The organism is Cupriavidus sp. HE11 (assembly GCF_056097175.1).
The window spans coordinates 1,710,992-1,732,822 of sequence record NZ_CP184464.1 but is presented as its reverse complement, the minus strand read 5'-3'; the positions used below and the strand labels follow the sequence as shown (position 1 = coordinate 1,732,822).

Sequence of the window (21,831 nt, the reverse complement as noted above, 5' to 3'; positions counted from 1 at the left end):
TCGGCTACAATCAGTCGCGATGGGCCGATAGCTCAGCTGGGAGAGCGCTGCGTTCGCAATGCAGAGGTCGGGAGTTCGATCCTCCTTCGGTCCACCAGGATTTCTCTTGTAAAACAACGCACTACGTCGAAAGATGTCGTGCGTTGTTTTGCTTTGGGGGCCAGGAAAATCCATCGCCGGGAGCCATGCCCTGATGGACTATTTGCCGCGCGGAGATTTCGAACACCTGTGCCTGGCATGACGGCGAAACCGATGTGCCAGCGGGGAATGAGACGGCTCCGCGTCCCCCAGGAAATGCTACCGTTCCACCTATCGCCCACCCTCTGTCTTCATCCATGCGCGAACCGCACGTCGCCCCCGCCATTGGCGCCGATACCCTTGATGCCGAAGCCCGCCACCTGGCCGGGCGGCGGTCCACGCTGGTCAGCGTTTTCGTCAATATCGGCCTGACGATTGCCCAGGGCGCCATCGGCATCATCGCCGGCTCCCAGGCGCTGGTTGCCGATTCGCTCCATTCGCTGTCCGACCTCGTATCCGATTTCGTTGTGCTGTTTGCCGGCCATCACAGCCGCAAGGGGGCCGATGCCGACCATCCGTACGGGCATCAGCGGTTCGAGACGGCGGCTTCGCTGGCGCTGGGCGCGCTGCTGCTGGCGGTAGGCGTGGGCATGCTGTGGGCCGCGATTGGCAAGATCCAGCATCCGGAGGGGGCGCAGCCGGTGCAGACGGTGGCGTTGTGGGTGGCGCTGGGTGCGCTGGCCGCCAAGGAGGGGCTGTTCCGCTACATGTTGCGGGTGGCAGAGCGCGTCAGGTCGAGCATGCTGGTAGCGAATGCGTGGCACGCGCGGTCCGATGCTGCGTCGTCACTGGTGGTGGCGCTGGGCATTGGTGGCAACCTGCTTGGGTATCACGTGCTCGATCCGGTGGCGGCCATCGTGGTGGGGTTGATGGTGTCGCGCATGGGCCTGCGATTTGGCTGGGATGCGATGAACGACTTGATGGACCGCGCCGCCGACGAGGACGTGGTCGCCAGTTTGCGCGACGCGATGCAGGATACGCCCGGGGTGCTTGGTCTGCATGACCTCAAGACGCGCAAGATGGGGGACATGATCCTGGTCGACGTGCATCTGGAGATCCAGGCGGACCTGACGGTCGAGCAGGGGCACGCGATTGCCACCGAAGCGCGCCGCCGCGCGATGGAGCGCGACGACGTGCTGAACGTCATGACGCATGTAGACCCGGTCAGGGTGCCGCGCACCCAGCCGGCGCCGGCCGAGTCAGCGTAGGTCGCTGCGCCGGTACAGGCTCAGGCCCACGGCCAGGAACGCCAGCATGCCGGCGCAACCCCGGTTGATCCATTGCACCGCGCGCGCCGACAGGGTGCGGACGGCATGGCGGCCGCCGAAGGCGTAGATCGCCATCATCACGATATCCATTAGCGCCGCGATCACGGCCAGGATCACGTACTGGATAGCCACCGGCTTGTCCGCGTGGACGAACTGCGGCACGAAGGCCGAGGTGAACAGGATGGTCTTGGGGTTCGACAATGCCACGAACAGCGCTCGCAGGAAGGCGGCGCGTCCGCTGGCCGAGGTGGCGTCCGATGTGGCAACCAGTTCCCGCGTGGGGGCCCGCCACATCGAGACCGCCAGATAGAGCAGGTAGGCCGCGCCGATCCACTTGATGGCGGTAAACAGGTGCTCGGATGCCTGCAGCACGGCGCCAAGCCCGCAGCCCACGGCGCCAATCAGGATCAGGTCGGCCAGCGCGGCGCCGGCGATGCCGCACGCGGCCACGCGCATCGGACGGGTGGCGCCGTTGCTCAGGGCCAGCAACATCGTCGGCCCGGGCGTAACCATGACCGCGGCCACGGCAATCAGGTACAGAAACAGGGTTGTGCTGTCCATCGAAGTGCTCCGGCGGCTCGGCATTGGCGAGGCGCCAGTGTGAGCCGATTCGCGCCGATATGCACGCGCTTCCTGTGGACAACTACGTGAACAAGTCTGTGGGCTGGTCTGGGGGCGACCTGTGGGGCGGCTGTGGGACGTATACGTACAACATGACACGTATACGTCGACGGCCGCGCGCCGCGCCGCAATTACCCACGGCCATCCACGTATACGCCGCACGGTTTCCCAAAGGGTTATCTGTTTGATAACACCATGATCCGAAAGGGAAAAACAGGGTTATCCACGGTCAGGCCCTAGTGTTAACCATTACTACTACTATTTATGTATACGTAAACAATACCGGTATACGTATACGGACCATTGTGCGGAGCGAGCCAGTGCCGGGTGTCCACGGACGTTGCGCTATCGCAATACCCCTCCAGAGCGTGTCCCGGCTGGCAGGAGCCCCATCCTAGAATGTCGGCTTCCCTGCACTGCACGCTGCAATGTCCCGATGAACCGTCCTGCGTCCGATATCCAGCCCATCTCGTTGCAGTGGGCGCTGGCCCTGACCTTCGTTGCCTGGTTTGTGGAACTGATGGTGGCGACGTTGCTGCGGCCGATGCTGGTCCGCAGTGGCCTGGAGGTATCGGCGGCGGCATCGCTGGTCCGCATCCTGGCATGCGGCATCGTGTTCAGCGTGTTGCTGCACCAGAGCGGGCTGACCTATCGGCGGCTGTTCCACGATAGCCGGTCAAGCGCAGTCGCTACCGTTGGTCTGCTGGGACTGCCCATCCTGATGACCGTGCCGCTGATCGTGCTGCTCGACGGCGTGATGATGACGGCGCTCGAAAAGGTGTTCCCGCTGTCGGCCAGCGAGGTGGCGATGTTCGAGTCGATGACCGGCGGCCTGGGCAACTGGGTGCTGTCCTGTGCCATCGCGCCGATGGTCGAGGAGATGTTCTTCCGCGGCATCCTGCTGCGCGGCATGCTCAAGCGCTATGCCACGGCCGATGCCATCGTCTACTCGGCATTCGTCTTCGGCCTGATGCACCTGAACGTCTACCAGTTCGTGATTGCCTTTGCCGTGGGCATCCTGGCCGCCGCGTTCTACGTGCGCACCGGTTCGCTATGGCCCGGCATCGTGCTGCATGCCGGCATCAATACGACGATTACCGTGATGAGCGAGGCCGGCACCGACGCCGGTACCGAGTATTCGTTGTGGACGTGGGGCCTGGCTGTGGCCGCTGGCGTGGTGGGTGCGGTGGCGTTGCGCCGGATGTTGTGGGGGCCGGCGCGGGGACAGCAGGCCGGTGCGGACGAAGCGGACGATGCGGACCCGGAGGGCCCGCCGCCGGACGCCGCGTAATCCCCGCGGATGCCGCGTGACATGATCCGCCCTAGCGAGGCACCTTGAACGCCTTGCGCGCACGCAGCACCGCAGTGCGCGTCGAGCAGCCGTCCATATGGTCGTTGACCAGCCCCATGGCCTGCATCAGCGCGTACATCGTGGTCGGGCCGACGAACTTCCAGCCGCGCTTCTTGAGATCCTTCGACAACGCCGTCGATTCCGGGCTGATCGCCATCGTGCGCAGCACTTCGGGCGTCAGTGTCTTCGGCCGGCTTTTCGGGTCGGGTTCGAACTTCCAGAAATAGGCGGCTAGCGACGGCTCGGTCTTCAGCAGTTCCTGCGCGCACTTCGCATTGTGGATGGCGGCTTCGATCTTGCCGCGATGGCGCACGATGCCGGCATCGCCCAGCAGCCGCTCCACGTCGCGCTCGGTAAAGCGCGCCACCTTGTCGATCTCGAAATTGGCGAAGGCCTTGCGGAACGCCTCGCGCTTGCGCAGGATGGTCAGCCAGCTCAGGCCGGACTGGAAGCCCTCCAGGCACAGCTTCTCGAACAGGCGCCGGTCGTCGTCCACCGGAAAGCCCCACTCGTTGTCGTGATAGTGGCAGTAGTCCTCCAGATCACCACACCAGCCGCAGCGTACCTGGGTCTGCGGCACGGACTTCGTCGTCATTCGCCTTCGCTCCTTTGTCGATGGCGCGCATCGGCGCCGCAGCGATCATGCGCCCGGAACACCACGCCGTAAAGACCGCAACCGGCTGCTTCCGGACATCCAACTGACAAACCGGTGCCAGGATTGCGGGCACAAAAAAAGCCAACCCGGAGGTTGGCTTTCGTGCGGCGGCAGGCTGGCAGGTCAGTCCAGCTTCTTGCCCGTGCGGTCGTGCATGAACACCAGTGCCACGAAGCTGATGGCGGCGGCGGCAATCACGTAGAAGGCCGGGGCCAGCTTGTTTTGGGTCGACTCGATCAGCCACGTCACGATCAGTGGGGCGAAGCCGCCGAAGATCGTCACGGCGAAGTTGTAGGCCAGCGACAGGCCGGTGGAGCGCACTTCGGTCGGGAACTGCTCGGCCAGCACGGCCGGTGCCGGGCCTGTGAAGGCGGCCAGCAGGATGCCCAGCACGATCTGCACCTGCAGCAGCGTGGCGGTGGTGGGCGACACGTTGAGCCAGTGGAACAGCGGATAGGCCAGCACCAGGATAGCCAGCGCCACCACGCTCAGCATGCGCTTGCGGCCCACGCGGTCGGACAGCATGCCCATCAGCGGGCACAGCACCAGGATGATGGCGCCGCAGATGGCCGTGGACTGGAACGTGGCGCCCAGCGGCAGGCCCAACTGCTGCTTGGCGTACGACGGCATGTAGAACACCAGCACATAGGTGCAGACCGTCCACAGGATGGTCACGCCCAGGCCGGCCAGCACTTCGCGCGGATGGTCGCGCAGCACCTGCGACAACGGCGAGAACTTCACGTTGTTGGCGCGGCGCTCGGCCTGGCGCTGCTCGAACTCGGGCGGTTCCTCCAGGTGCGAGCGGATATACATGCCCACCGGGCCGATCAGCAGGCCGAACAGGAACGGAATGCGCCAGCCCCAGGCATCGATCTGGGCCTGGTCCAGGCCGTTCGTGACCAGCGCGCCCATGGCGGCGCCCAGCATGAACGAAATCCCCTGGCTGGCCTGCTGCCAGCTGGCGTAGGCGCCGCGCTCCTCGTCGGGTGCATGCTCGATCAGGAACGCCGTGGCGCCGCCGACTTCGCCACCAGCCGAAAAGCCCTGGATCAGGCGTGCCAGCACGATCAGCGCCGGTGCCCACAGGCCGATCGACTCGTAGGTGGGGGCCAGGCCGATGATGGCCGTGCCGAGCGCCATCATCAGGATGGTCAGCGTCAGCGCTGCCTTGCGGCCCACGCGGTCGGCGTAGACGCCCAGCACGATGGCGCCTACCGGACGCATGAAGAAGCCCACGCCGAACGTGGCCACGGTCAGCAGGAACGATGTCAGGTCGTTGCCGGTGGGGAAGAACAGCTTGGCGATGATGACCGCGAAGAAGCTGTAGACGGTGAAATCGAACCACTCCAGGCCGTTGCCGATGGTCGCGGCGATGATCGCGCGTCGTCGGGTGGCTTTGGACAGGTCGTTGGCGGATGCTGCGGTAACGGACATGAGGCTGGCTACAACGATGAAAGAACCGGTGGATGCCCCCGCCAGTGTGCCCCGGCGGTGACGCAAGCCAGCATCTTAAGCGATTCCTTACATCAATTTGTCATACGTGCGTTCTGGGGAAGGTTGTCAATGCATCACCTGCTACCCTTGGTCCCGGGCCGCGCCGCGCTATCCGGCGCCGTGCCCGTGATGGTTGGGCGTGCGTGGCGTCTGGGTGGGTGCCGCCAGATCGAGCGGGGTCACGTCCCGTGCCGGCGCCGCACGCTTGCGCGTGAACCACAGCCAGGCGGCGCTTGCCAGCCAGCCGATGACGAACACGGTGTCGCCGGCGTGGTTGAGCAGGGCGGGCGCGGAGGGGGTGCCAAACACGTCGGCCAGCATGTCGGCCGGCAGGCGCGCGATGATCCAGAGCAGCACGGCCGGGCCGCTGCCGTAAACGCCGGGCTGCCACCACAACGCGTGGGGCAGGGCGTGCAGGGGATCGAATCGCTTGGACACGGGCTTTCTCCGGCGGACGCGTGAGTCGCATCTCTGGAGCTCATCATAGGCCGATTCATGTTACGGCCGCTGTCGGTGTTGCGGGAAATCGCGCGGAGTGTGTGCGGTATCCAACGCCCAGCACGCGCGGCGCGCCTGACCTTCAAGTTTTTTGCAGGACTTGTCCGCAAAAGCCATGCGTCACGGCGTGACATCTTTGCCAGACTGCATCCATTGGATCAATCCGCTGAACGGCCCTACGCCATGACTACCCTGTTGCCCGCCATCTATGTGTCACACGGATCGCCGATGCTGGCGATCGACCCCGGCCCCACCGGCGCCGCGTTCGACGCGCTGGGCACCCGCCTGCGCGCGCTCAGGCCCAAGGCCGTTCTGGTGATTTCCGCGCACTGGATCTACAGCACGCTGGCCGTCAGCACGCGTACCCGGCAGGAAGCCTGGCACGACTTCGGCGGCTTTCCGCGCGAGCTGTACGCGCTGCGCTATGACGCGCTGGGATCGCCCGACCTGGCCGCACGCGTGAAGTCGCTGATCGAGGCCGCCGCCATTCCCGGCGCAGGCTTTGTGGCGGAAGACGAAGATCGTCCGCTCGACCACGGCGCCTGGATGCCGCTGCGCCACTTTTTCCCCGATGCCGATGTGCCGGTGGTGCAACTGGCCTTCAACCCGTACCTGAGCCCGGCCACGCAGATCGAGATCGGCCGTGCGCTGGCGCCGCTGCGCGAGGAAGGCGTGCTGGTGATCGGTTCGGGCAGCTTTACCCATAACCTGCAGGAAGTGTTCGGCGGCGGCGCACGCAAGGCCCAGCATGGCCCGGAGACCGAGCCCTATGTGGACGCCTTCCGCAGCTGGATGGCCGACGCGCTGAACGAGGCGCTGGCTACCGGCGACGTGAGCCGGATTGCCGACTACCGCACCCAGGCGCCGTTTGCGCGCCGCGCCCATCCGACTGACGAGCACTTGCTGCCGTTCTACGTGACGCTGGGCGCTGCCATGGGGCCGGAAGCCACGGCCAGCAAGGACGCCAGCGTGACCCGCGTGGCCGACGAGGTTACCTACGGTGTGCTGGCGATGGACACCTTCGTGTTCGACGGCATTGGCACCGGCCACGCGCCGTTGCCACTGGCGGCCTGATCCGCGCGTGATCCGCGTGTGACCCACGCGGTGATCCTTGCTGGCGCCGGTCAGGTCGTCAGGTAACGCCGCGCCGACCGCGCGCCGAACAGCGCGATATAGCCCATCGTCAGCGCCACCACGGCGATGCCGGCGCGCAGGTTTGCCAGGTGCGCCACGCCGCCGATCATCACCGGCCCCAGCAACAGGCCCACATAGGCAAAGCGCGCCACGCGCGCGATGGCTTCGGCCGCGCTTACGCCAGGCAGGCGCGACGCCGCCACGAAGAAGATCGGCACCATGTTGGCGGCGCCCAGGCCCATCAGGCTGAAGCCAACCAGCACGGCCAGCGGCCAGGGTATGGCAATCGCCAGCGCGATGCCGGCAAAGCCAAGCCAGGCGCTGCCGGTCAGCGTGCGTGCATCGCCGAAACGGGCACGCAGGCGGTCGCCGCCAAAGCGGCCGCAGGCCATGCCGCCCGAGAAAGCCGCGTAGCCGAAGCTGATCCATGCCAGCGGTGCCTCGGCTATCTCGCGCATATAGACGGTAGTCCAGTCGTACATCGCGCCTTCGCCCACCAGCCCCAGGAACGCCATCAGGCCCAGCAGCCACAGCCCGCGCGTGGCGTGTTCCTTGTGATGGTCGGCCGTGGGCAGCACCGGATGGTCGGCCAGCAGGCCCCGATGCGTGCCGAGTGCCACCGCGGCTGTCATGGCCGCGATCAGTGCGGTATGCAACAGCGGCGGCACCTGCAGGCTCAGCATCAGTCCGCCGAATGCCGCACCGATCATGCCGCCCAGGCTGAACATGCCGTGCAGTGCCGACATCACGGGCCGCGTGCTGCGGCTGGCCTCGACGGTGGCGGCCTGCGCGTTCATGCCGACATCGAACATCGCATTTGCCATGCCGAACACCAGCAGCGCGGGCAGCAGCAGCGCAAAGCTGGGCATGGCAAGGATCAGCAGCGTCATGCAGGCAAACGCGACGCCGCCGAGCATCGATGCCCGCGCGCTGCCCATCTTGCCCACCCAGCGCCCCACCGGCCCCATGACCAGGATCGCACCGCCGGCCACGGCCAGCATGGCGAGCGACAGCATCGCGTCGGACAACCCGAAGCGGGCCTTGATGGTGGGAATGTGGACCCCCCAGGTGGCAAAGGTGGCGCCGTTGGCAAAGAACAGCGCCATGGTGCCGCGCGTGGCGCGCGACACGGCCGACGGGGAGGGGGCGGGAACGGAAACGGGAGGCGAAGTGGTTTCGATCGAGTAATCGGACAGCAGGACAACCGGATACAGCCGGTACAACAAGACAACAAGTTGGAAGCACTCACGCGGGTGCGGCGCCGGGGCGCAGCAGGCCGCGCTGGTGCAGCGCGAAGGCAAACGCGCCGAGCGCGCCCACGGCCAATGCCACCATGACCCACAGCATCAGCCAGTAGCCGCCGGCCACGCGCCAGAGCAGGGCGCCAATCCACGGCGCGGCCGCCTGCATCAGCAACACCGGGGTCATCATTAACCCGTTCAGCGTTGCATAGTGATGACGCGAGATCAATTCGGGCATCGCCATCGCGCGCAGCATGGTGTTGACGCCATTTGCGCAGCCATAGCCGACGGCCGCCAGCATCAGCCAGTAGCCGTCGCCAAGCGTCAGGCACAGCAGGCCCAGGCTCATGACGATATATACCGGCATCGACAGCCGTACCGGATGATCGATGGGCAGCCGCGCCATGGCCAGGCGGCCCGCCACCTGGGCCGGCCCGATCAGCGCCGCGACGACCAGTTGCTGGCCTACCGGCATGCCCTTCTCGGTCAGCATCGGAATGAGGTGGGCGCCCAGCAGCGAAGCAATCACGGCGGTGGCCGTGAAGGCCATCACCACGGCCCAGAACACCGGCTGGCGCAGCGTGGTGCGTGTGATGCTGGGCGAGGCGGTGCCAGCCAGCGGCGTGCTGGTGTGGGCGCCGGTGTGTGCATAGCTCGGATGCACCACGTAGCGCAGCCTGGCGTGGAGCGGGGCGCAGACGAACAGGTTCAGTGCCGCGAAGATGACCAGGGTTTCGCGCCAGCCCAGATGCAGCACCAGCCACTGGCCAATCGGGATGAAGATGGTGCTGGCAAAGCCGGCAAACAGCGTTACCTGGACGATCGGCTTCTGGTAACCGTCGCCGAACGCCTGCCGCAGCACCACGAACGCCGGCTCGTAAAGCGTGGACGCCATGGCAAGCCCCAGCGGAATCCACATCAGCAGGAACAGCGTCGGCGACGGACACCAGGCCCACAGCACCAGTCCGATGGCGGCAAGCACCGACCCGATCCCCATGACCTTGCGCGCCGGCACGCGGTCGAGCAGGCGCCCCACCGCAAACGAGCACATCGCCCATACCAGCAGCCCCAGCGAGAATCCGCCGGCCAGGAACGGCTTGTCGTAGCCCAGCGTGTCATGCATCGGGCCGATGAAGACGGTGAACGTGAAGTAGAGCGTGCCCCAGCTGATGATTTCGGTGATGCCGAGCGTCCAGACGATCTGGCGGGGCGAGAGCGGCGCCGGCGGCGCGGCAGGCGGTGCTGCGGAGGATTCGGGGGCGGCGGAAGCGGTCATGGCGCGCCCGGCGCAATTGGGGGGCGCCGGTGGCGATGCGGTCAGTGGAGCAGAAATTGTATCGGCGCCGCCGCTGGTGAGGGAAGGCGCACGCCGGGGGGTATCACGGGCCTGTCAGCCCCCCGAATGGGTGCCGTCCGGCGGGCCCTTCAGTTCGACGGTGTTGCCGTCGGGGTCCTTTACGTAGATCGACGGTCCCTCGCCTTCGGCCCCATAACGGCGTTCGACCGGGCTGGTATCGACATCATGAATATTCATGTGCTTAAAAATCGCATTGGAATCGAACGGATCGATACGCAGGCAGAAGTGATCGAGATTACGGCCTTCCGTACCCGGCCCTGCGCCGCCTGCCCGGCCGATGGGGCCGTCCAGCGATACCAGGTCGATCAGGCTGCCGCCGGCCCGCAACTGGGTGAGGCCGAAGGCGGGCTGTTCCTTTTCCACGGTGCAGCCCAGCACATCGACATAGAAGCGCACCATCCGCGCAACGTCGGCGGTGCGCAACACCAGGTGGTCGATGCCCCGGATCGCGAACATGGCGTTCAGTCCCGTGTGTGGTTACTTGTGCAGGCCGTCGTACTCGATGACCTTGAGGCTGGCCAGGTCCACGCCGTCCAGGCAGCGCACGTTCACGGCCGCCGTAGGGTTGCCCTGCGGGTCGGTGGCCTCCGAGTACGGCCCGATGCCGCAGGTGGGGCAGAACCGATGAGCGATCTTCATCGTGTTGAAGCGATAGGTCGACGCGTTCTCGTCCGGCGTTTTCAGCCGGAAGTTGGTCTTGGGCACGAACCAGAGCAGGTGGCCGCGCCGGCGGCACATCGTGCAGTTGCATTGCAGCACTTGCGTCAGCTCGCCGTCCGCCTCGAAGGCGACGCGGCCGCAGTGGCAGCTTCCCTGGTACGTGGTCATGGTGTCTCCGGTTCGTTGGCTTGTTCGCCGGCTGGCCCGATCACTGGTCCGGGATCAGCCGCTTGCCCAGGCTTACCGCCGCATCGCGGCCATAGCCAAGGCGATCGTAGAACGCCAGCACGGCCTCGTTGGTGTCGCGCACCAGCAGGTTGATCTTGGGGCAGCCGCGCTCGGCCAGCAGGGTCTCGGCATGCGCCATCAGCATACGCCCGTAACCGCGCCCCTGAAACTCCGGATGCACGGCCAGGTAGTAGACCCAGCCGCGGTGGCCGTCGTAGCCGATCATCGCCGTCGCTACCAGCCGCCCGTCCACTTCGCCCACGCGGAACAGCTCGGGCTGGGTGGTCATTTTGCGCGCGATGTCCTTGTGCGGGTCGTTCCACGGCCGGGTCAGGCCGCAGGCGTTCCACAGGTCGACAACGGCGGATTCATCGGTGGGGCGGTAAGGGCGGAGCTGCATGGCATGGCTGCGGGTTTGGTGAACGCACAGTGTAGCCATGGCAGTGGGCCGTGCAAATCAAGCGCGGTTTCGCCCCTCTCCCTTGATTGGGAGAGGGGCGCATAACGGGCTGCGCCCCATCAGGCCGCCTGCTGGCCCGCCTGCGGGTCGCGGAACAGCTTCAGCAGCCGGTCCCACTTGCCGCGCGCGGCCTTCAGGTTGTTGTCCTTGACGTGGCCAAAGCCGCGGATGTCGTCGGGCACATTTGCCAGCTCCACGGCGGTGCCGTGGTTGGCGGCCGTCAGGCCCTTCGACAGCTCGTCCAGCAGCGCGCGGTACTCGCCGATCAGCGCACGTTCGGTGCGGCGTTCCTCGGTCTTGCCGAAGATGTCCAGCGCACCGCCGCGCAGGCCCTTGAGCCTGGCCAGGATGCGGAACAGCGTCATCGTCGACGGACCAAAACGGCGCTTGACCAGGTTGCCCTTGTCGTCGCGCTTGGCCGTGGTCGGCGGCGCCAGCCAGAAATTCAGCTGGTAGTCGCGGCCCGGCTCGCCTTCGAACTGCGCGCGCAGCTTGTCGAGGAAGACCGGGTCCGTGTACAGGCGCGCCACCTCGTACTCGTCCTTGTACGCCATCAGCTTCGCCAGGTTGCGTGCGGCGGCCTCGGTCAGCGGCAGGGGCTTGCCGGCACCCACCAGCGCGCTCTCGGCCGCGCGCACGCGGTTCACGGCTTCGCGATACTGCCCGGCGTAGGCTGCGTCCTGGTACTTGGTCAGCAGGTCCACGCGATTGGCGATCAGCTTTTCCAGCAGCGCGCCGCTCGACGTCGGCAGCTTCACCACATCGGCGCCTTCGGTCTGCGTCTTGAGCTTGCCGGTCAGCGACAGCACGTGATCGGGGTCGTGCGCCATATGGCGGCCCCAGTCGAACGCGGCCTTGTTCTTGTCGACCGACACGCCGTTCAGTTCGATGGCGCGCTCCAGCGCTTCGAGCGTCAGCGGGATCCAGCCCTTCTGCCATGCATAGCCCAGCACCAGCGGGTTGGTGTAGATGGTGTCGCCCAGCAGTGCCACGGCCAGTGCGCTGGCGTTGATGAAATCGCACTGCTCGCCCACGGCGTTACGGATGTCCTGCTCCGCCGACAGGCCCGGGAACTGCCACTTCGGGTCCTTGATGAACGCGGCGGTGGGCGTTTGCGCGGTGTTCACCACGGCGCGCGTGCGGCCCGACTGCGTCTTCGAGATGACTTCATCGGTGGCCGACACGATGGCATCGCAGCCGATCACCAAGTCGGCCTCGCCCATGGCGATGCGCGTTGCATGCAGGTCGTCGGGCCTGGCCGCGATCTGCACGTGCGACAGCACAGCGCCACCCTTCTGCGCCAGGCCAGCCATGTCGAGCACGGTCACGCCCTTGCTTTCCAGATGCGCCGCCATGCCCAGCAGGCCGCCGATCGTCACCACGCCGGTGCCGCCCACACCCGTTACCAGGATGCCGTAGGCGCGCCGCATGTCCGGCAGCGCCGGTAGCGGCAGGTCGGGCAGGCCGCTCATCGACACGCCATTGGCCTTGGGCTTGCGCACCTGTGCGCCTTCCGCCGTGACAAAGCTCGGACAGAAGCCGTTCACGCACGAGAAGTCCTTGTTGCACGACGACTGGTTGATCTGGCGCTTGGTGCCCAGCTCGGTTTCCAGCGGTTCCACCGACAGGCAGTTCGACTTGACCGAGCAGTCGCCGCAGCCTTCGCAGACGGCGTCGTTGATGAACGCGCGGCGTGCCGGGTCGGGGAAGGTGCCGCGCTTGCGGCGGCGGCGCTTCTCGGTGGCGCAGGTCTGGTCGTAGATCAGGATCGTGCAGCCGGGCACTTCGCGCAGTTCGCGCTGGATCGTGTCGAGCTGTTCGCGCGGATGCACGGTCAGCCCTTCGGGCAGCTTGATCGCGCCGTTGTACTTCTCCGGCTGGTCCGTGACGATGACGATCTTCTTCGCGCCTTCGGCGGCCACCTGGTACGCGATGTCCTGCACCGACAGCTGGCCGTCCACCGGCTGGCCGCCGGTCATGGCTACGGCGTCGTTGTAGAGGATCTTGTAGGTGATGTTCACCCCGGCCGCGATCGATGCGCGGATCGCCAGCAGGCCCGAGTGGAAATACGTGCCATCGCCCAGGTTGGCAAACACGTGCTGGTCGCCGGCAAACGGCGCCTGGCCGATCCAGGCCACGCCTTCGCCGCCCATCTGGCTGAACGTGCTCGTGTTGCGGTCCATCCAGACCGTCATGTAGTGGCAGCCGATGCCGGCCAGCGCGCGCGAGCCCTCGGGCACGTTGGTCGACGTGTTGTGCGGGCAGCCCGAGCAGAACCAGGGCTTGCGTTCGGCGGTCACACGCGGCGTGGACAGCGCGCGTTCCTTGGCATGGATGATCGCCAGCCGCGATTCGATCCGCGCGCGGATATCGGCGGGCAGGTCGAACTTTTCCAGGCGCGTGGCGATGGCCTTGGCGATGATCGCCGGCGACAGCTCGTAGTGCGCCGGCAGCAGCCAGTTGTTCTGCGGGATCGACCATTCGCCGCCCGCGTTGTCCTTTTCGTCGAACTTGCCGTAGACCTTGGGGCGCACGTCGTCGCGCCAGTTGTACAGCTCTTCCTTGAGCGCGTACTCCATGATCTGGCGCTTCTCTTCGACCACCAGGATTTCCTGCAGCCCTTCGGCAAAGGCGCGCGCGCCGTGTGCTTCCAGCGGCCAGACGCAGCCCACCTTGTACAGACGGACGCCCAGCTGCGCGCAGGTGGCGTCGTCGAGGCCCAGGTCGGACAGCGCCTGGCGCGTGTCCAGATAGGCCTTGCCGGCGGTCATGATGCCGAAGCGGGCGTGCGGCGAATCGATCTCGATGCGGTCGATCTTGTTGGCGCGCACGTAGGCCAGGCCGGCGTACCACTTGAAGTCGAGCAGCCGGGCTTCCTGTTCCAGCGGCGGGTCGGGCCAGCGGATATTGAGGCCGCCCTGCGGCAGGATGAAATCGTTGGGCAGCACGATCTGCACGCGGTGCGGATCGAGTTCGACCGAGGCGGACGACTCCACCACATCGGTCACGCACTTCATGGCGACCCACAGGCCCGAGTAGCGGCTCATGGCCCAAGCGTGCAGGCCGTAGTCCAGGTATTCCTGCACGTTGGACGGATAGAGCACGGGCAGGCCGCAGGCCTTGAAGATGTGCTCGGACTGGTGCGCCAGCGTGGAGGACTTGGCCGAGTGATCGTCGCCGGCCAGCACCAGTACGCCACCGTACTTGCTGGAGCCGGCGGAGTTGGCATGCTTGAAGACGTCGCCGGTGCGGTCGACGCCGGGGCCCTTGCCGTACCACATGCCGAATACGCCATCGAACCTGGCGTCCGGATACATGTTGACCTGCTGCGAGCCCCAGACCGACGTGGCGGCCAGGTCCTCGTTCAGCCCGGCCTGGAACACGACATTGTGCGCCGCCAGGTGCTTCTTGGCCTTCCAGAGCGATTGGTCGAGGGCGCCGAGCGGGGACCCGCGATAGCCGGAAATGAAGCCGGCGGTATTCAGGCCGGCGGCACGGTCGCGTTCCTGCTGCAGCATCGGCAAGCGCACCAATGCCTGCGTGCCGCTGATGTAGATGCGGCCACGCTCCAGCGTGTACTTGTCTTCGAGGGAAACGTTTTCGAGCGCGCGGCGGATGGCGTCGCTGACCGGTGGGGTCAGGGGGGCATTCATATGTGCTCCTCTTTGGGCCCTGCCTGGGGCATGCTGTCGGGATCACCGACACATCATTTATGGGCAGCCGTTCGTGGTCTCTTGTGGAGGCGTTGAGCGGCCGTGTCTCTGCGCGGCATGGTAGCACCGGCGTGCAGGCCGCGGTACCGTGCGATGCAGCATAAAGTGCGCCAGATACCCCCGTGCTTTCCCGTATACGCCTATGCTGCACGTGTACACTGCGGTGCATCCAAATGGCGCGCGTCCGTGAACGATGATGTCTGCGCGCCACACGCCGGGAAACCCGCCATGGTGCAACCCGGCCCATCCAGAAGAACCGAACATGACCAATTCTCCCCGCCAGGGTGCCACCCTGGCCGTGCTGATCGACGCCGACAACGCGGCGCCCGCCATCGTCGAAGGCCTGTTGGCCGAAGTGGCCAAGTACGGCGTGGCCGCCGTCAAGCGTATCTATGGCGACTGGACGCGCCCGAACCTGTCGGGCTGGAAAGACCGCCTGCTGGCCCACTCGATCCAGCCGATCCAGCAGTTCCGCTACACCGTGGGCAAGAACGCCACGGACAGCGCGATGATCATCGACGCGATGGACCTGCTCTACACGGGCCGCTTCGACGGCTTCTGCATCGTGTCGAGCGATAGCGACTTCACGCGCCTGGCGTCGCGCATCCGCGAGCAGGGCCTGACCGTCTACGGCTTCGGCGAGCGCAAGACGCCCAAGCCGTTTGTGACCGCCTGCGACAAGTTCATCTACGCCGATGTGCTGCGCGGCGATGCGGATACCGATGCCGAAACCGAGGCTGCGCCGGCCAAGCGCCGCAGCACGCAGGAACTGCGTCAGGATTCGCGCCTGGTGCGGCTGCTGCAAAGCGCGTCGCAGGCCGTATCGGACGAGGACGGCTGGTCCACGCTGGGCGGCATCGGCAACTACATCGCCAAGCAGGCGCCCGAGTTCGACTCGCGCAACTATGGCTACGGCAAGCTGTCCGAGCTGGTCGCCGCGACCAACCTGTTCGAGGTGGAAGCGCGTAACGGCGGCAACAACAAGACACTCTGGGTACGGCTGAAGAAGCGCGGCAAGAATGAAGGCCAGCAGGGCGGCCAGCAGGGTGCCCAGGCAGGCGGTCAGGCCCAGCCAGCCAGCCAGCCGCAGCCGTCACAGCCGCAGCCGCAGCCGCAGGCCCAGCGTCCCGCACCTGTGAAGCCGGCGCCAGCGCCGCTGCCCGCCCAGACCGTGGCGCAGCCGGTGCCGCCTGTGGAAACGCCCGCGCCGGTGGTGGATATGGACGCCATTCCCGAACCCGCGCCTGCGCTGTGGGCCGACGACGATGAAGCCGCCGGATCGGCCTCGACGCTGATCGCGGAAACCGTGGAAGCCGTCGACGAAAAGCCGGCGCCACGCGGCAAGCGCGCCCGGCGCCCCGACGTGAAGCTCAGCGAGACCCCGTGGCCGATCGACCAGTCGGTATTCGCCGCGCCGGGTACGACGGTGCTGGCTGCACAGGTGACGGAGCAAGCGCCGGCTCCGGTGGCGGAAGCTGCCGATGTGGTGGACGACTCCGCCGATATCGCGGAGGCCAGCGTGGAAACCAACGCCGAAGCCAAGGCCCCCGCCAGAAAGAAGCCCGCCGCGAAGAAGGCCGCGCCGCGCAAGCGCGCGCCCGCGAAGAAAGCGGCCAAGGCTGCGGAGTAAGCGCTATCGGGCCTGGACGCGCTGGCCCTTTCCCCCGACCCCTCTCCCGCGGTGCGGGAGAGGGGAGAACACCGAGGGCATTGCGCGGTTTCTGCTGGTTTGCTCCCCTTCCCGCTGTTGTTCAGACCGGACACATGGCTGACAGGTGTGCGGGAGAGGGGCTGTGGGAGAGGACAGCGTTTGAAGACCTGCAGCGCGGCCAGGCTAGCGCGAGCGAGCCCTATCGCACCAGCTGATTGATCTCGATAATCGGCATCAGCACGGCCAGCACGATCAGCAGCACCACCACGCCCATTGTCAGGATCAGCAGCGGCTCCAGCAGGCTGGTCAGGAACAGCGTGCGGCGCTCCAGTTCCTGGCCTTCGCCGGTGGCCGCGCGCTCCAGCATCACTGGCAGGTTGCCCGTGGCCTCACCCGAACGGATCAGGTGCACCAGCACCGGCGGAAACTGGTTCTGCGCGGCCAGCGCGCGGGCCAGCGAGGCGCCCTCGCGCACGCGCGTGGTGGCGTCGTCGACGTTGTTCTTGAGCGCCACGTTGGTCAGCGTTTCGCCCGCAGCCTGCAGGCTGCGCAGGATCGGCACGCCGGCCGATACCAGGATAGCCAGCGTGCTGGCAAAGCGCGCGGTGTTGTAGCCGCGAATCAGCTTGCCCACCAGCGGCGCGGTCAGCAGCCAGCGATGCCATGACAGCTTGATATCGGGCTGCTTCAGCAGGCTGCGGATGATCGCCGCGATCACCGCGAACACGGCCACCGCGGCCCACCACCAGTTGCGCACGAAATCTGACAGCCACAGCATGACGATGGTCAGCGTGGGCAGCTTCTGCTTGGTGTTGGCAAACACGCTGACCACCTGCGGCACCACGTACGACAGCAGGAAGATCACGATGGCAAACGCCACGACCGTGACGATGGCCGGATAGGTGAACGCCAGCCGGATCTTCGACGTCAGCTGGTTGCGCGTCTCGATATAGGTAGCCAGCCGCTCCAGCACCACGCCAAGGTGACCCGAGTGCTCGCCCGCCGACACCAGCGCGCGATAGATGTCCGGAAAATCCTTCGGATGCTGGGCCAGCGCCACGGACAGCGAACTGCCGCCCATGACCTCGGCGCGAATGCCGGCCAGCAATTCATGTACGTACTGGCGCTCGGCCTGGTCGGCCAGCGCGCCCAGCGCTTCGTCGAGCGGCAGGCCCGACACGATCAGGCTGGCAAGCTGGCGCGTGAACAGCGCCTGTTCCTGCGTGGAAAGCCGCCGCACGAACATGGTGCTGCCGCTGCGCTGGGCCAGGCCGGCGCCGGCCAGCGGATCGACGGTAAGCGGGGTCAGGCCGCGCGCACGCAGTTGCGCGCGCGCCTGCTTGGGACTGTCGGCCTCGATCACGCCCCGGTCGGCGCGGCCAGAGGCATCGGCGGCTTCGTAGCGATAGGCGGGCATGCTGCGGTCCCCGGCTTATTCGCGTGTCACGCGCAACACCTCTTCCAGCGAGGTGGCGCCGCTGTCGATCCAGCGCTGCGCGTCGCCGCGCATCGTGTGCATGCCCTTGGACAGCGCCACCTGCTTGATCTCCGATTCCGGCTGCTGGCGATGGATCATCGTCTGGATCTCATGGTCGACGGTCAGCAGTTCATAGACCCCCATTCGGCCCTGATAGCCCGAATGGCCGCATTTGTCGCAGCCCACCGCGTGCCACACGCGCTGCAGCGGCTTGCCCTGCGCGCGCAGGGCATCCGTCTCGGACGGCGTGACCTCGATCACTTCCTCGCGCTTGCAGTGCGGGCACAGGCGCCGTACCAGCCGCTGCGCCAGCACGCCAAGCAGCGACGACGACAGCAGGAACGGCTCGATGCCCATGTCCACCAGACGCGTGACCGCCGATGCCGAATCGTTGGTGTGCAGCGTCGCCAGCACCAGGTGGCCGGTCAGCGATGCCTGCACCGCGATCTGCGCGGTCTCCAGGTCGCGGATTTCGCCGATCATCACCACATCCGGGTCCTGGCGCAGGATCGCGCGCAGCGCCTTGCCGAACGTCATGTCGATACGCGGGTTGACCTGCGTCTGGCCGATGCCGTCGAGGTCGTACTCGATCGGATCTTCCACGGTCATGATGTTCGTGGTGTGCGAATCGAGCCGCGACAGCGCTGCGTAGAGCGTGGTGGTCTTGCCGGAGCCGGTCGGGCCCGTCACCAGCACGATGCCGTGGGGCTGGCGCACCAGGTGGTCGAAGCCGCCCAGCGTCTCGGGCGCCATGCCCAGCTTGGCCAGGTCCAGCCGGCCCGCTTCCTTGTCCAGCAGACGCAGTACCGCGCGCTCGCCGTGGCCGGTAGGCAGCGTCGACACCCGCACGTCAACCGGACGCCCGCCCACGCGCAGCGTGATGCGGCCGTCCTGCGGCAGGCGCTTCTCGGCAATGTCCAGCTGCGCCATGATCTTGATCCGCGAGATCAGCGCGCCGTGCAGCGCCTTTTTTGGCCGAACCACGTCGCGCAGCGTGCCGTCCACCCGGAAGCGCACCACCGACGCCGATTCGAACGGCTCGATGTGGATATCCGAAGCCTGCTCGCGCGCCGCCTGGGTCAGCAGCGCGTTGATCATGCGGATGATCGGGGCATCGTCTTCGGATTCGAGCAGGTCTTCCACGGCCGGAATGTCCTGCATCAGGCGCGACAGATCGACCTCGCCCTCTACCTCGCCCACCACCTGCGCGGCCGAGCCGTCCTGGCGGTTGTAGGCGTCCGACATCGCGGCGTCCAGCGCGGCCGGTTCCAGCACGCGCAGGTGCAGCGCACCATGCACGCGTGCCACTTCGGCCAGCGCGGCCGGCGACGTCTTGCGGCTGACCCAGACTTCGAGCCCGTCGGGGCGCTGGTGCGCGATCAGCAGCGGTGCCTCGCGCGAGAACGAATACGACACGAGCCGCGCCGCCATCGGCGACGGCGGCTCCAGGGGCGCTTCGGCTCCGGTGGCGGAAGGGGCGAGTGTTTCGGTAGCCATGGCGGTGATGCTCAGCTCTGCGGGGCCTGACGCTTCGCGAACGATTCGTCGTTGAACGACAGCGGCCTCGGCGTCACCGACTGGGGTGCCTGCTGGGGCGCCTGCTGCGGCACGGGCTGCGGTGCATTCGGGCCAGGCGCCTGGTCCAGCGGCAGCGGACCCTGCTGCAGGTAGCCGCCACGCGGATCCACGAACGGCGTGGTCGGCGCGTTGGCCGGCGGCAGCACCGGCGTGACCGCGTCATTCACGATCATGTTAGGCGACACGAAGCCTTGCTGCTGCGTGCGCATGTAGTCGTAGCGGTCCTGCGTCAGGCGATCGGTGGCGGCAGTCGTGCGCATCACATACGGGCGCAGGAACACCAGCAGGTTGGTCTTGGAGCGGTTCTTGTTCTCGTAGCGGAACAGCGAGCCGATCCACGGGATGTCGCCCAGCAGCGGCACCTTCTGCACGCCGTCGCCGTAGTTGTCCTCGATCAGGCCGCCCAGCACGATGATCTGGCCGTCGTCCACCAGTACGTTCGTCTCGATCGAGCGGACGTTGGTGGTCGGGCCCGATGCGTTGGCCAGCGTGCCGGCGACCACCGACGACGATTCCTGGTAGATCTGCATCTTGACCAGGCCGCCTTCGCTGATCTGCGGGCGCACGCGCAGCGTGATACCGACGTCCTTGCGGTCGAAGGTCTGGAACGGCGTCACCGTGGCGCTGCTGCCGGTCTGCGAATACGAGCCGGTCGTGATCGGAATGTTCTGGCCGATCAGGATCTTGGCCTCTTCGTTCTCGAGCGTGATCAGGTTCGGCGTGGACAGCAGGTTCACGCTGCCGTTGGTGCCCAGTGCACGCAGCAGCGCGCCAAGGCCCAGGGCCTTGTTCACGACACCAAGGTTCAGGCCGCCCGCCGTGGGCAGCAACTGCTGGATCGCCGCCAGGCCGGCAGTCTTGTTTTCGCCGTAGAGCACGCCGGCCGCGGTCAGGTTGACGATGTTCTGGCCGCCGGTGCCGAAGTTCGTGCCGGCAAAGCCGGTGACGCTGCCGCCGTTATTGACCAGGCCCTGCCACTGGATGCCGAGTTCGCTGGCCTGCGTGGAGGTGACCTCGACGATCATCGATTCGATATAGACCTGCGCGCGCCGCGCGTCCAGGTCCTCGATCACGCCGCGCAGGTTGCGGTAGACCGGCTCGCTGGCCGTGATGATCAGCGAATTGGTCGACGGATCGGCCTGGATGATGCCGCCCGTTGTGGGCTGCTGGTTCACGGCGAACGACGACGAGAACGCGTTCGACCCGCCGCCCATGCTGCCAAAGCCCGACGAGCCCGAGCTGCTGCGGTTGTAACCGCTGCTGCTGCCACCGGTGTACTGGCCGCCCTGCGGCAGCGAGGTGGTCTGCGACGTAGCGCCCGCTGCGCCGCCAACAGCGCCTGCCTGTCCGCCCTGCGTCGAACTCGTAAAACTGCTATCCGCCGCGACAATGGCGCGCAGCGTGGCCGCCAGCTTCACCGCATCGGCGTTCTTGAGCGGCACCACCCAGATATTGCCGGGGCGCGCGTAGGGCTGGTCGATCTTCTCGATCAGCTGGCGCGCTTGCTGCACGCGGGCGCGGCTGGTGGCGCGGATCATCAGCGAATTGCTACGCGGCTCGGCCACCACGGTCGTGCGCAGCGACGCATCGCCGGCCGCCGCGCCGCCACCGGCACCGCCGGCCGTCGACGGGTCGAGCAGCTTCTGCAGCACCAGGGCCGCATCGCTCGCCACAGCATTCTTGAGCGGGATCAATTCGACTTCGCCCGATGCCGGCGCATCCACGGCCGCGATGATGCGGGCCAGCCGGCGCAGGTTGTCGGCGTAGTCGGTGATCACCAGCGTGTTGTTGGCCGGATAGGCGGTGATGGTGTTGTTGGGCGCGATCATCGGCCGCAGCACCGGCACGAGGTTATTGGCCGACTCGTAGTTCAGCCGGAACACCTGCGTCACCACCTGGTCGCCCCGGCCCGCCCCGGCGCCGATCATGGTCGGCGAGCCCTGCAGCTTGGCATCGGCTTCCGGTACCACCTTCGTGAAGCCGTTGGATTCCACCATCGCGTAGCCCTGCATGCGCAGCACCGAGCCCAGCGTTTCCAGCGCCTGGGCGCGCGATACGGGCTGCTCGGTCACCAGGTTCACGGTGCCCTTCACGCGCGGGTCGATCACGAAATTCTTGCCCGTGGCCTGGCCCACGGCCTTCACCACCGATTCGAGGTCGGCATTGACGAAGTTCAACACCACCTGGTCACGGTTGTTGCGCGGTGTGATGTCGTTGGGTTGCGGTACCGGCTGCTGCGGCTGGGCCCACACCATGGCGGGCGACAGCAGCGACAGGCTGCACAGCAGCGCGGTGGCGCGGGCGCAGACGGTACGAACGAGGTGGTGGTGTGCTTGCGTTGTCATCATCGGTTTCAGGCTTGAGCTT

17 protein-coding genes and 1 tRNA gene are annotated in these 21,831 nt (G+C 66.6%); 5 read left to right on the top strand and 13 right to left on the bottom strand.

All coding sequences use genetic code 11. From position 1 onward, the window contains the following. Positions 1 to 21: 21 nt before the first annotated feature. Both ACOABP_RS08105 and ACOABP_RS08100 read left to right on the top strand, forming a co-directional pair. Positions 22 to 97, top strand: a tRNA-Ala gene (locus ACOABP_RS08105). A gap of 238 nt (positions 98 to 335) precedes the next feature. Beyond that, positions 336 to 1,286 (top strand): cation diffusion facilitator family transporter, encoded by a 951-nt coding sequence (locus tag ACOABP_RS08100; protein ID WP_474227659.1) that lies wholly within the window; start codon positions 336 to 338, stop codon positions 1,284 to 1,286. Here the strand turns inward: ACOABP_RS08100 and ACOABP_RS08095 are convergent. Further along, positions 1,278 to 1,907, bottom strand: a complete 630-nt coding sequence (locus tag ACOABP_RS08095; RefSeq protein ID WP_474227658.1) for a LysE family translocator — start codon at positions 1,905 to 1,907, stop codon at positions 1,278 to 1,280. The genes ACOABP_RS08100 and ACOABP_RS08095 overlap by 9 nt on opposite strands. A 496-nt stretch (positions 1,908 to 2,403) precedes the next feature. Between ACOABP_RS08095 and ACOABP_RS08090 the strand changes: the two genes are divergently transcribed. Next, positions 2,404 to 3,258, top strand: a complete 855-nt coding sequence (locus ACOABP_RS08090; RefSeq protein ID WP_474227657.1) for a lysostaphin resistance A-like protein — start codon at positions 2,404 to 2,406, stop codon at positions 3,256 to 3,258. Between the two features lie 31 nt (positions 3,259 to 3,289). Here ACOABP_RS08090 and ACOABP_RS08085 read toward each other — a convergent pair whose 3' ends face one another. The 3 genes from ACOABP_RS08085 to ACOABP_RS08075 all read right to left on the bottom strand — a co-directional run bounded on the left by ACOABP_RS08085 (position 3,290) and on the right by ACOABP_RS08075 (position 5,863). Beyond that, the gene (locus tag ACOABP_RS08085) at positions 3,290 to 3,913 is read right to left on the bottom strand and encodes a DNA-3-methyladenine glycosylase I (protein WP_474227656.1); all 624 of its coding nucleotides are present in this window, start codon (positions 3,911 to 3,913) and stop codon (positions 3,290 to 3,292) included. A 183-nt stretch (positions 3,914 to 4,096) separates the two neighbouring features. Further along, on the bottom strand, positions 4,097 to 5,407 hold the full coding sequence (locus ACOABP_RS08080; RefSeq protein WP_474227655.1) for an MFS transporter: 1,311 nt from the start codon (positions 5,405 to 5,407) through the stop codon (positions 4,097 to 4,099). A gap of 168 nt (positions 5,408 to 5,575) precedes the next feature. Further along, on the bottom strand, positions 5,576 to 5,863 hold the full coding sequence (locus ACOABP_RS08075) for a hypothetical protein (protein ID WP_474227796.1): 288 nt from the start codon (positions 5,861 to 5,863) through the stop codon (positions 5,576 to 5,578). A 294-nt stretch (positions 5,864 to 6,157) separates the two neighbouring features. On the opposite strand from ACOABP_RS08075, the gene ACOABP_RS08070 reads away from it, so the two are divergent. Next, positions 6,158 to 7,039 carry a DODA-type extradiol aromatic ring-opening family dioxygenase gene (locus ACOABP_RS08070; protein WP_474227795.1) on the top strand — a complete coding sequence of 294 codons (882 nt, stop codon included), beginning with the start codon at positions 6,158 to 6,160 and terminating at the stop codon, positions 7,037 to 7,039. A gap of 50 nt (positions 7,040 to 7,089) precedes the next feature. Here ACOABP_RS08070 and ACOABP_RS08065 read toward each other — a convergent pair whose 3' ends face one another. The 6 genes from ACOABP_RS08065 to ACOABP_RS08040 all read right to left on the bottom strand — a co-directional run bounded on the left by ACOABP_RS08065 (position 7,090) and on the right by ACOABP_RS08040 (position 14,698). Then, a complete protein-coding gene (locus tag ACOABP_RS08065; RefSeq protein WP_474227794.1) occupies positions 7,090 to 8,205 on the bottom strand; it encodes an MFS transporter in 1,116 nt (371 codons plus the stop codon). 139 nt (positions 8,206 to 8,344) lie between these two features. Next, a complete protein-coding gene (locus ACOABP_RS08060; protein WP_474227654.1) occupies positions 8,345 to 9,616 on the bottom strand; it encodes an MFS transporter in 1,272 nt (423 codons plus the stop codon). A 114-nt stretch (positions 9,617 to 9,730) separates the two neighbouring features. Further along, the gene (locus ACOABP_RS08055) at positions 9,731 to 10,153 is read right to left on the bottom strand and encodes a VOC family protein (protein ID WP_474227653.1); all 423 of its coding nucleotides are present in this window, start codon (positions 10,151 to 10,153) and stop codon (positions 9,731 to 9,733) included. A gap of 21 nt (positions 10,154 to 10,174) precedes the next feature. After that, positions 10,175 to 10,525: a GFA family protein gene (locus ACOABP_RS08050; RefSeq protein ID WP_066736630.1), complete on the bottom strand. Its 351-nt coding sequence runs from the start codon at positions 10,523 to 10,525 to the stop codon at positions 10,175 to 10,177. Positions 10,526 to 10,565: 40 nt separating this feature from the next. Then, positions 10,566 to 10,985 carry a GNAT family acetyltransferase gene (locus tag ACOABP_RS08045; RefSeq protein WP_474227652.1) on the bottom strand — a complete coding sequence of 140 codons (420 nt, stop codon included), beginning with the start codon at positions 10,983 to 10,985 and terminating at the stop codon, positions 10,566 to 10,568. Positions 10,986 to 11,104: 119 nt separating this feature from the next. Then, positions 11,105 to 14,698, bottom strand: coding sequence for an indolepyruvate ferredoxin oxidoreductase family protein (locus ACOABP_RS08040; RefSeq protein ID WP_474227651.1), 3,594 nt, complete (start codon positions 14,696 to 14,698; stop codon positions 11,105 to 11,107). A 322-nt stretch (positions 14,699 to 15,020) separates the two neighbouring features. On the opposite strand from ACOABP_RS08040, the gene ACOABP_RS08035 reads away from it, so the two are divergent. After that, positions 15,021 to 16,388, top strand: a complete 1,368-nt coding sequence (locus ACOABP_RS08035; RefSeq protein ID WP_474227650.1) for an NYN domain-containing protein — start codon at positions 15,021 to 15,023, stop codon at positions 16,386 to 16,388. 220 nt (positions 16,389 to 16,608) lie between these two features. Here the strand turns inward: ACOABP_RS08035 and gspF are convergent, their stop codons facing one another. From gspF to gspD, 3 genes are all read right to left on the bottom strand, one after another. Then, the gene (gene gspF, locus ACOABP_RS08030; RefSeq protein ID WP_474227649.1) at positions 16,609 to 17,826 is read right to left on the bottom strand and encodes a type II secretion system inner membrane protein GspF; all 1,218 of its coding nucleotides are present in this window, start codon (positions 17,824 to 17,826) and stop codon (positions 16,609 to 16,611) included. 15 nt (positions 17,827 to 17,841) lie between these two features. Then, on the bottom strand, positions 17,842 to 19,317 hold the full coding sequence (gspE, locus tag ACOABP_RS08025; protein WP_404851377.1) for a type II secretion system ATPase GspE: 1,476 nt from the start codon (positions 19,315 to 19,317) through the stop codon (positions 17,842 to 17,844). Positions 19,318 to 19,394: 77 nt separating this feature from the next. Continuing rightward, entirely contained in the window at positions 19,395 to 21,809 is a 2,415-nt protein-coding gene (gspD, locus tag ACOABP_RS08020) for a type II secretion system secretin GspD (protein WP_474227793.1), read from the bottom strand. Between the last annotated feature and the right edge of the window lie 22 nt (positions 21,810 to 21,831).